The 10,784-nt window shown below is 44.4% G+C and carries 5 protein-coding genes; all 5 read right to left on the bottom strand.

Features of this window, described 5'->3' with window-relative positions; all coding sequences use genetic code 11:
• Positions 1-244: 244 nt before the first annotated feature.
• Positions 245-5,851 (bottom strand): MG2 domain-containing protein, encoded by a 5,607-nt coding sequence (locus tag QZY09_RS17460; protein WP_295674456.1) that lies wholly within the window; start codon positions 5,849-5,851, stop codon positions 245-247.
• Positions 5,852-6,031: 180 nt separating this feature from the next.
• Positions 6,032-6,436: a hypothetical protein gene (locus QZY09_RS17455; protein WP_295674455.1), complete on the bottom strand. Its 405-nt coding sequence runs from the start codon at positions 6,434-6,436 to the stop codon at positions 6,032-6,034.
• A 99-nt stretch (positions 6,437-6,535) separates the two neighbouring features.
• Positions 6,536-8,875, bottom strand: a complete 2,340-nt coding sequence (gene topA, locus QZY09_RS17450; RefSeq protein WP_295674454.1) for a type I DNA topoisomerase — start codon at positions 8,873-8,875, stop codon at positions 6,536-6,538.
• Positions 8,876-9,075: 200 nt separating this feature from the next.
• Positions 9,076-9,390 (bottom strand): hypothetical protein, encoded by a 315-nt coding sequence (locus QZY09_RS17445; RefSeq protein WP_295674452.1) that lies wholly within the window; start codon positions 9,388-9,390, stop codon positions 9,076-9,078.
• Positions 9,391-9,465: 75 nt separating this feature from the next.
• Positions 9,466-10,554 (bottom strand): tRNA 2-thiouridine(34) synthase MnmA, encoded by a 1,089-nt coding sequence (gene mnmA, locus QZY09_RS17440; RefSeq protein WP_295674450.1) that lies wholly within the window; start codon positions 10,552-10,554, stop codon positions 9,466-9,468.
• Between the last annotated feature and the right edge of the window lie 230 nt (positions 10,555-10,784).

Below are 10,784 nucleotides of genomic sequence, written 5' to 3'. Positions count from 1 at the left end.
GTTACCCAAAAAATTGCCCGCGTACCGAAGATCCGCATTTACGAAGTTGGTATTTCCTATTACGGCCGTACCTACGACGACGGCAAAAAGATCGGCTGGAAAGATGGCGTCAGGGCGATTTATTGTATTTTGAAGTATGGCCTTTTCAAGGTTGATTAGGTTGACTGAGTTGGATTAAGTTGATTAGATTAGCTTTTTCTAATACCAACCTAATCAACCCAATCAACAACTCAACTCAATCAACTTATCTAACCACTTCCACCCACTGCCCCTTCAGCAGCGCACTAATCGATTTATTGTACATCGCTTCACATAAGGTTGCCGGCAGATAGTATTTACCTGCATAGGCGGCATTCAGCATGACGTTATACTTCAATTCCTTCCCTTCCGGGATGCCAAAATAGGTATAAACGCGGTCGTCCCTGATGTCGAGGTAATCGTAATCTGATGATGCAAATGCGTCTTCGGTACCCGTCAGCCTTGAATTCAGTATTTCCCAACCCGAAGGGAAGATCTGCGTTAACGCCATATTCTGGTAATAACCTTTATGCCCGGGATTTTTAATTACTACCTGTGCGACAAAATCGGTGCCCTGTTTCAGTTTGGCAGGATCGAGGATATGGCCATCCAGCGTGGTATAACTGATGCGCAGGTCCAAAACGTCCGGGTTAATCACCGATGCCACGTCCTGGCCGGCAGCAGGCTGCCCGGATTGGATCAACCTGATGTACAGTTTGTTTTTTCCGTTGTTTTTAACGGATACATTCCCTCCATTCGCAGCGACAGCGTTTTGCCACAAGTAGGAAGATGAATTAACGTTTGCCCCGCTTGAACCAGACTTATAATTAAATAGCAGCTTGGCCGAACTTTTATTTTTACCGCAATACTCCGCTATCGCGATGAGCGAGTAAGCCGTTGTTTGTGTGCTGTACCAGTCATCTTCCGATAAACGTGCCGCAACCGTCCTTAATTGTGCCGATGCCTGCGGCTTGCCCAGCAGGGTAAGCGTTTCCAGGATCATGGCGTCATCCCTTAAATCAGAACCGTAGGTGCCATAAAGCGAGTAGTATGGCTTGATAGTTAATGGCAAGCCGTTGATCAGTTGCATCCCTGTTTCAGGTTGGCCTGCCAGTTTATAGGCGGCTGCCAACCTCCATTTTGCCTCAATGCTCAGGTAAGGGAACTCACGCAGGCGATTCATTGCGCCCATTTCCGGTGCTCTTGCAAGCGCCAATAAATACAGGCGGTACGCCTGAATCAGATCCGAACCATAAAAACTTCGGCTATCAGGCGCCCAGGTTTGGGCCTTTTGTTTCTCGTACATTTTCCAGTGTTCCAAAAAGCCTAAAGGCAGGCTGTAGCCTTTATCCTGTGCGGCCATCATAAAATGCCCGGCATAATTAGTTCCCCATTCGTCGGCATCGCCAACACCCGGCCAGTAGCTTAAACCGCCATCTGTCAGCTGGAAACCGTTGAGCCGGTTAATAGTTGCTTTGATATTTCGTTCACTTTCTGCTTTTTGCCGTGGACTCAAATCAAGTAATTGGTCTAAGTAGAGTTGCGGAAATGCCGAGGAGGTAGTTTGCTCCACGCATCCATACGGATACTCGATCAGATAATTCAATCGCTTGGCGAGATTTAACGGCGGTATCGAAGCCACCATCAGTGTGGCCTTATTGGTTCCGGTAATACCGACCGCGTTATAGGCCGTACTCCAGCTTTCGCCCGGCAGCAATTCTTTTTCCAGTATTTTGGTAACAGGAGGGTTGGGATTGCGGACATTCATCTCCACGTCATAGGAGGAAGTTTCCTTACCGCTTTTCGCCGTGATCCTCACCCTGCCAACACCCACAAAGTCCCTTACATCCAGGTCGAAGGTAACCAGTTGGTCGCCGGTTTTGGTAAAGGTGACTGTTTTTTGATTATTGCCGCTGAGATTACTGAACATATTCGACTGCACCTGCAGGTTGACCGTTTTAACAGTGTTCTCCATCGCAAAAACGGTTACCGGAAGCTGGATCTTTTCGGATGGTCCCAAAACGCGCGGTAAAGTAGCCAGGATCATCAATGGTTTTTTAACGGCCACATATTTATCTGCCTGCCCGTAGGCGCCATCATGCCCGGCAATTACCATTACTTTTACCATACCCACATATTGCGGCAAGGTAAAGGCATGCGTTTGTTTTTCGCCTGCGGCCAGCTTGAATGGCCCTAAGAACTTCACTACAGGCTTAAAGCGGTTTACGGCGACGTTGTGGTTGGCTCCGCCGGTGCCATCACCACCGATGCTTAAAATACGTTCCAGGCCCGTGCCGTAGGCACCTATTACATAGTCGAACAAATCCCAGGTTTTTACACCCAGCGCTTCGCGGGCATAAAAGGTTTCATGCGGCTGCGGAGTTTTGTAATTGGTGATATCCAGCAAACCCTCGTCAACAATAGCAATGGTATAGGTCATTTCCTTGCCGGAGGCTTCGGATACGGTGACTGATGATCGTGTTTCCGGCCTGATCTTATCCGGCATACTGATTATTGGTTTCAGCACAGTTTCCGGGTCCTCAACAGCTAACGGTATCGCACCGTACATCCGGATCGGCAAATCATTTTTAGTTTGCGAGTGCCTTTGCAGCAGCGTTACGTTCACAAAAATATTCGGCGCCATGCCAGGCTCAATCTTAAACGTGTAACGCGTTTGGCCCTTTTTGGTATCTATCCAGGTGGTTTTAAGCACCTTGCTGCCATTTTCAAGGCTGATCAGGGCATGACCGTCAGACATGGTAGGGATCGTCAACGTCGCTTCTTCGCCAACCTTGTAATTCGTTTTATCCGATGTAAAAGATAACATAGACGCTTCGGTAGGATTGGTTTCCTGCAGGCGTGCCGACCAGTTTGGCCAGTCAACATAAATGATCTTACCTGTTGAATGACCTGTTTGCGGATCTTTGATACGCAACAGGTAACGGCCCCAATCTGCCTGTTTAATGTGCATGTTCCATTGAGCATGGCCGTTTTCTACACGTACATTCTCTGCTTTAATCAGTTTGTTGTACTTATCCTGCGTAAAATTACTCAGCTCATTGCCGCTTTCATCCCACCACCAGCGCCATTGGATCTTATAAAGCTCCAGCTCAACTGTGCGGCTGCCTTCAAAGGGTTTGCCTTTGGTGTCAACATCGGCAATATCTATCAGGTTATCCTTATCGGTATACAACATCCCCGAAAGGTCGCTGCCCTTGGGCGTTCTCAGTCCCACATAACCCGGGTACACATTATAAGGCATACTCATAGACTGTATACTGAAATTACCCCCCGGTTCGAAAACTTTGATCAGGAAATTAGCGGATAACTGACCCGGCGCCTGCTTTTCAACATTAATATCCGGATTTACCTGTGCGTTGCCGTTGGCATCCAGGCGGCCGTCAAACATCGTCGCGGTTTGAGTAGTAAAAGAAAGTGTTGGGTCGTCAAAATCGTAACCGTCATAATTTTTAAAGCTGGTTGTCTTTGGGGTGAGAAAAGCATCGATTTTAGCTTTCAAATTTTGAGCTGTACCGCCAAACAGCCATTGTGCCGAAAGCGTCCCCTTATTATCGGCGCCTTTTGTTAACTCCGTAGCTCCGCCGAAAGTAAGATTCAGCTTCAGCCGGTTTGGCATAATGGTTTCAATCTTCACATTCTTCTCAAATACGGCACCGCCAACTTTTACTTTAGCACTCCAGTTACCGGTAGGCGATGATGTTTCCGTAGCGGTATGGAAGCTGTAAAAGCCATCTACCGAAGCCGTTTGCGTAATCCGCCGGTATAATTTACCATTCGGATCGGACAGTTCAAACTCAACCGGGTGATCGGGTGGGAGGGTTTTTAGTTTATCTTCCAGGATAAACGACATAAAAATAGAGTCACCCGGCCGCCACACGCCGCGCTCGCCATACAGAAATCCCTTCAATCCTTTTTGCACCTGGTCACCGCCAACATTAAAACGGGACAGGGGCAACGAGCTGCCGTCATCTACCTTTAAATAACCACGCTCGGCACCGTTTTTAGCCACCAGCAGGTAAGGTTTACGTTTCAATTCGAATTTTGCAAAACCGTCTCCATCTGATGTTCCTTTGTACAATACCTGTTTCTGGTAATCCAATAACTCCAAATCAACGCCGGGCATTGGTTTGGCAGTTAAAATATTGGTTACCGCCACAATCATGTTGTTATCGCTGCCACGTTTGGCAATCAGGCCAATGTTCGACGCGATGATATTCCGGGTCGCCCACCTGTCCTTGGTAAAATAGGAATTGGTACAGGGGTCATCCTTTTGCTGCCAGTCGAAGCCATCGGGATAATAATTATCATACCTCGACCAAAAATCGTCGTCTTCATCACTCACCCGGGCTGTATTGCTGTCATTGTTACCACCTTCGCCATCGCTTTCATATTCATCGCTGTTATCGGTTTTTGCAATTTTAGGGCTGCCCAATGAGCAGTTAAAAAGCGAGTATTCCTTTCTGAAACCGATGATCACCCTATAGATAGCGCCTGGTTCGGTGCGCATCAACTGATCGAGATCCAGCATAAAACGGTTTTTTTTATTCAAGTTGATGCTTTTATCAGCATCCAGCCTGATGGTTTTTTGAACGACAGGCCTGCCCACATGCCGCAACTCGTCGCCGCCATTAAAGCCGTTGTTTTGAAAATACTGCGGAACGTTGTCGGCATAGATCTTTATAATACTCACATCAACCGCGTTCAGGTTAACTGCTTCGAAGGGCATCATCAGCTTGCCTGAATCAGGCAGGATAACACCTTTACCTGGAATGGTTACCGATGGCATCCGGTTTTCAAAAAAAACATTGGCCGTATAGGCTTTCTTTATTTTCTGGTGAGCGATATTTTCAACGCCTTCGTTTACAAATACATTGTAATTTCCCTCCATTTGCATAGGGGCATATACTTTTACAGTGCTGCCTTCAATGGTGTATGCCGGATCGGTTACATTTTCAAGGCCGATCAGTCCGTTTAGTTCCTGGCCAATTTTTATAGCGTCCGAAAACTGGATCAAAACGTATTGATCCTGATCCTGCACCGCCTTAATGTCCAATACTTTAAAGTCACCTATCGCTGGGATCACAATCTCCTGGCTGCCTTTTTTGTCAATCCCAAGGGCGTTGCCATCCCAGGTTACTGTTAAGTTATTCACTTTATCTTTTTCACGCTTTAACTGCGTTATCGTAAACTGGTGGGTTTTGGTGATACCATTATGTTGCCAGGTTACCTGCACGGGGAAGGGGAAACTGGCATTGAGCAATTTCTCAATACCGGCGAAATCTTCATTGTCGGCTGTTTGAACGAAGCCTGTCAGCTTCATTTTATCTAAAGACGTATTGGTAGCAGTTTGCAAACCATTAAAACCAACCGTAAAATCGGGTTTAATGGTTTGAAATCCGAATTTAAATTCATTAAAATGATCCGGGACGTTAAGAATTTTACTTAATTTAAAGTCGGCAGTATAGCTTTTGTCCGGATTAAGCTTCTCTGCCGGCCTGAACTCTATCGTCCGGGCATCCACCCAATAGGCCTTACCTTTTATGGCCGGCGAAAAATCAAATATTTTGTCACTAAGTACGCCATTTTGTTCGTGGCTGGTTTGTACATCCCCCGCAAGTTTGATACGGATAGGGCTTTCTTTTGAAATTACACCAGTAGTGTACGACTCGATATACTTGCTGAATGCCGGGTCAATTTCTTGTTTTTTGTGATGGTGAAAAATAATAAAAGCAATAAGAATTGCGAGCGTAAGCGTTACGCCGATGGTAATTAATCCCCTCCGACTATTGGAGAGGCCTTGAAAAGTGTTCATGGAAATGATTGGATTAAGAACCGAAAGTTAAATAATTTTTGACATAAAATAATATTTTGTAAAAATTATTTTTAGCCAATGATTATTGGCAAAATGGGCATCGCTTCCGAATGAAGATTGCAGATATCAACCTTATACTTTTACGTTTAAACGTCCCTAAACGGTATTTTAATGGACAATTCACAAAATCATCACGCCAACCTTGTTCAGTACCGGCAGCCGGATAAAATTAACATCGACGATACTTTCCGGGAGGAATATGAATTTTTTATCATAGATATCTTTACCTATATAATAACTGAGCCAGTATTCATTATTAAGACCGAAAGTTTGCTCATCAATAGGTTCTATCACTTTAAATGCATGCTGGTCTACAACCGGGAACATATGCCTTAAGGTTGATGTCTTTACAGGCTTTCCGCCCTTTTCCCCATAGCCGCGCGATGTGATGAGCACATTCTCAATCGGTACGTTTTTGAGATTAATAAGGTATACATACCATATTTTACTTTCCGCGCTTTCTTTTTCCAAAGCAACTGCAATGGCGATGTCTTTGACCTTATTTTCGGGGAGATCTTTGATCATGTTTTTGTTGTTGAAAGGTTGGAATGTTGTAAAGTTGAAATGTTATTATTGCAACGTTTAAAACAACAACATTACAACTTTACAACATTTCAACAAACGCTACTTCTTCTTCGCAAACTTCTTTCCTGCCTTTTTGGGTTCTTTTTCAGCAATGGCTGCTAATTCCTTACACTCCTCAAAGGTGAGTGATTGTGGTTCTTTTCCTTTCGGTATTTTTACGTTCAGTTTGCCAAATTCAATATAAGGGCCAAAGCGGCCATTTAAAACCTTAACCGTTGGGTCTTCATCAAAAGATTTGATCAGTTTTTCAGCGTCTTTTTTGCGCTTTTCAATGATCAGTTCAATGGCCATTTCTTCGGTTACGTCATGTGGGTCAAGTCCCTTTGTTAATGAAAAGAAAGCGCTGTTATGCCTTATATAAGGGCCAAACTTGCCTATGGCAACGGTCATGTCCTTATCTTCAAAAACACCTACCTTTTTGGGGAGTTTAAATAGTTCAAGTGCATCCTCCATGGATATGGTCTCAATGCTCTGCCCATTGCGTAAACTTGCGTAAAGCGGCTTTTCACCATTTTCGCCATCAGTATTTGTTTCACCTACCTGTACAAAAGGCCCGTAGCGGCCAATACGCACCGAAACTTTTTTACCGCTTACCGGGTGTACCCCCAAATCTCGTTCGCCGGTGGCTTTGTCGGCAGTTTCCAGTGTACTTTCAACCTCTTTATGGAAAGGAGAGTAAAAACCGCGGATCATATCGGTCCATTCAGTTAAACCCTGAGCAATTTCGTCAAACTGTTTTTCAACCGTTGCCGTAAAGTGAAAATCAACAATATCCTTAAAGTCTTGTACAAGGAAATCATTTACTACCGAACCAATATCAGTAGGGAAGAGTTTTCCTTTTTCGGCGCCGGTATTTTCGGTCTTTTCGTCTTTTACAATCTTTTCAGCCTTCAGCGTTAACACACGGAAAGTCCGCTGTCTGCCTTCACGTTCCTCTTTCACAACATAACCACGATTTTGTATGGTAGAGATAGTAGGAGCGTAGGTAGATGGCCGGCCTATACCCAATTCCTCCAGTTTTTTAACCAAACTGGCTTCGGTATATCTTGCCGGTGGACGTGAAAAACGTTCCGTCGCAATCATTTCCTGTAATTCCAGCTGCTGGCCTTTGCTTAAAGGCGGCAATATGGCATTTTCGCCATCCTGCAAATTTTCTTCTTCTTCGTCGCTTGATTCAAGGTAAACCTTCAGGAAACCGTCAAACTTCATTACCTCACCGTTGGCTACCAATTCTTCCTTGCGGGTAGTGATGCTGATCTTCGCGGTGGTTTTTTCAAACTGGGCTTCGCTCATTTGCGAGGCGATGGCCCTTTTCCAGATCAAATCATACAAGCGCATCTCGCTTGAATCGCTGCTGATGGTATGCTGGTTAAAATAGGTGGGGCGGATAGCTTCGTGCGCTTCCTGTGCGCTTGCGTTTTTGGTCTTATATTTTCTAAGCTGGTGGTATTTACTGCCGTATGCTGATACAATTTCCTGTTCAGCAGCATTTAAGGCGTGGTCGGATAAATTAACCGAATCAGTACGCATATAGGTGATATGACCCGATTCATAAAGCTTTTGCGCAACCTGCATGGTACGCGAAACCGAAAATCCTAATTTACGGCTGGCTTCCTGTTGCAGGGTTGACGTAGTGAACGGCGCGGCAGGTGAACGTTTGGCAGGCCTTGTCTCCAATGATTTTATCTCAAAGCCGGCACCGGTACAATCCTGCAGGAATTTTTCAGCATCATCCTGTTTCGGGAAACGTTCGGGTAATTCGGCCTTAAATGCACTTTTCCCTTTATCAAACAGCGCTACGATCTTAAATGCAGCTTCGGATTTAAATTTATTGACTTCGCGCTCCCTGTCTACGATCAACCGTACGGCTACCGACTGTACACGACCGGCCGAAAGCGACGGTTTAACTTTCTTCCATAATACAGGCGAAAGTTCAAAACCTACCAGCCTGTCTAAAACTCTGCGGGCCTGCTGGGCATTTACCAGGTTATAGTCAATTTTTCGCGGATTTTCAATGGCGCGCAAAATCGCGGGCTTGGTGATCTCGTGAAAAACAATCCGTTTCGTAGTCGCATCTTTGAGTCCTAGAGTATCAAATAAGTGCCATGATATGGCCTCTCCCTCACGGTCCTCGTCCGATGCCAGCCAAACCATATCGGCTTCTTTGGATAATTTCTTTAATTCACTGACTATCTGTTTTTTATCAGCAGGAACCTCATATTTTTGTTTGAAATCATTGGCAATATCAATGGCGTCGTCGGACTTCACCAGGTCGCGGATATGGCCATAACTCGACTTAACGGTAAAGTCTTTGCCAAGGTATCCCTCTATGGTTTTAGCTTTCGCCGGAGATTCAACTATAAGAAGATTTTTTGCCATTTAAGCGATTTTTTTTTGCAAATAAAACATAAAGAAAGCGAAACACAAGAAGAAAATTGAAATGAGGTTGCATTGAAAGGGGAATATTGTTGCAAAGTTGTAAGGTTTTAAGGTTGAAATGTTGTAAAGTTGAAGGCTTATTTAAGGCTATTACAAGCGGTTGAGGTAGTGTGGGTTTAGCCATTGTAGCACTTGGTATGCTACTTGCTAAAAGCTATTTTCAGTGCATCTATATCGCCGCTTAAAAGGAGTTGATAAAGATCCACCGCCTCATCCCGATTTTTTCCTTTTCGAATAATTTGCGACTCGGAATCGTCTTCAAACACGCCAATTAATGTTAAATCCTTGCTCATTTCCAGCACATTCTCGCCGGTTTTAAACAAACCTACCCAAAATGCACCGTGTTCGTCATCCATCTTCATCATTTCGTCAATGGCATTATTAACATCTTCGATGGTAATATTTTCCCAGGAACCTCCCCATGCAGTTTGTAAATAGGTTTCAAAAACTTGCATTTATTTGATTATAAAGTAGTTACATTAAATAATTTAATTACTATCATCGATTGGGATTAAAACCTTCCAACACTTCTATATCAAAAACCCGCCACCCAGCAAATCATTCCCCTCATAAAATACGGCTGACTGACCCGGCGCAATGCCTGATACTGAATGGTGGAAATCAACCTTCATATGTTCGCCCATTTGTACGATCGTACTTTGTGTGCCGGCATCTTTGTACCTTATTTTGGTAATGGCTTCTATTGGCTCGTGGATGCTTTCGTATTTCACCAGGTTTAAGTTTTTAACCCAGGCTTCTTTGCGTTCCAGTTCGTCAACCGTACCTAAAACTACTGTATTTGTATCGGGGTTGATGCTGGTAACAAACATTGGGTGACCAAGGGCAATACCCAAACCCTTGCGCTGGCCAATGGTATAAAACGGATATCCCTGGTGTTTGCCTACTATAGTGCCGTCAGTTAAAACAAAGTTACCGCCGGCGACACGTTGTTCCAAATCTTCTACTTTATGCCTTAAAAAGGCCCTGTAGTCATTATCGGGTACAAAGCAGATCTCGTAGCTCTCGCTTTTGCCGGCAAGCTCAACCTGGCCCATATCCATGGCCATTTGCCTGATCTCGGGTTTTGAAAAACTTCCCAGCGGAAATTTAGTACGTGATAGGTTTTTTTGTGATACGCCCCATAATACATAGGACTGGTCTTTATTTTCGTCTTTCCCTTTCGAGATCACATAGCGGCCACTATCCTGCAAACGGATATTGGCATAATGGCCCGTGGCAATAAATTCACAGTCCAGTTTGTCGGCACGTTTTAATAAGGCCTCCCATTTAATATGTGTGTTACATAAAACGCATGGGTTAGGGGTACGGCCGGCAAGGTATTCATCTACAAAGTTATCGATCACAAAATCACCAAACTCACTTCGGATATCCAATATATAATGCGGGAATCCATACCCAACCGCAAGTGCACGGGCATCGTTAATACTATCCAGGCTGCAGCAGCCTGTTTCCTTTGAGCTTCCGCCAGATGATGCGTAGTCCCATGTTTTCATCGTAAGCCCGATCACTTCGTACCCTTGTTCGTGCAGCATTACCGCAGCAACGGAGCTGTCAACCCCGCCGCTCATGGCTACTAATATCCTTCCGTGCTTACTCATTATGCAGCAAAGATACCGTTTTTGATTTTTATGGCGAGCTTCCTGAGTCAGTACAAGGTAAATTGTTTTGAAAGGTAGAAAAAGTGCTTTGGTTTAACGTAATGTAAATCTAACACTAACACCCTTTTGAATTTAACTAAAAGGTAAACATTTAGTTTTCCGTTCCGAAATTTGTATAACGGTTTAAATCATAAAAATTAATGCCATTGTAAAAAAGATCCGTCGACTTT

The organism is uncultured Mucilaginibacter sp. (genome assembly GCF_903913935.1).
Classification (GTDB): Bacteria; Bacteroidota; Bacteroidia; order Sphingobacteriales; family Sphingobacteriaceae; genus Mucilaginibacter.
The sequence above is the reverse complement of the archived record's forward strand: the minus strand, read 5'-3'. Positions and strand labels throughout refer to the sequence as shown.

Bases quoted from the DNA above. Each gene is read 5' to 3' on its own strand.
- QZY09_RS17460 (WP_295674456.1), bottom strand. From the start codon at position 5,851: ATGAACACTTTTCAAGGCCTCTCCAATAGTCGGAGGGGATTAATTACC.
- QZY09_RS17455 (WP_295674455.1), bottom strand. From the start codon at position 6,436: ATGATCAAAGATCTCCCCGAAAATAAGGTCAAAGACATCGCCATTGCA.
- topA (WP_295674454.1), bottom strand. From the start codon at position 8,875: ATGGCAAAAAATCTTCTTATAGTTGAATCTCCGGCGAAAGCTAAAACC.
- QZY09_RS17445 (WP_295674452.1), bottom strand. From the start codon at position 9,390: ATGCAAGTTTTTGAAACCTATTTACAAACTGCATGGGGAGGTTCCTGG.
- mnmA (WP_295674450.1), bottom strand. From the start codon at position 10,554: ATGAGTAAGCACGGAAGGATATTAGTAGCCATGAGCGGCGGGGTTGAC.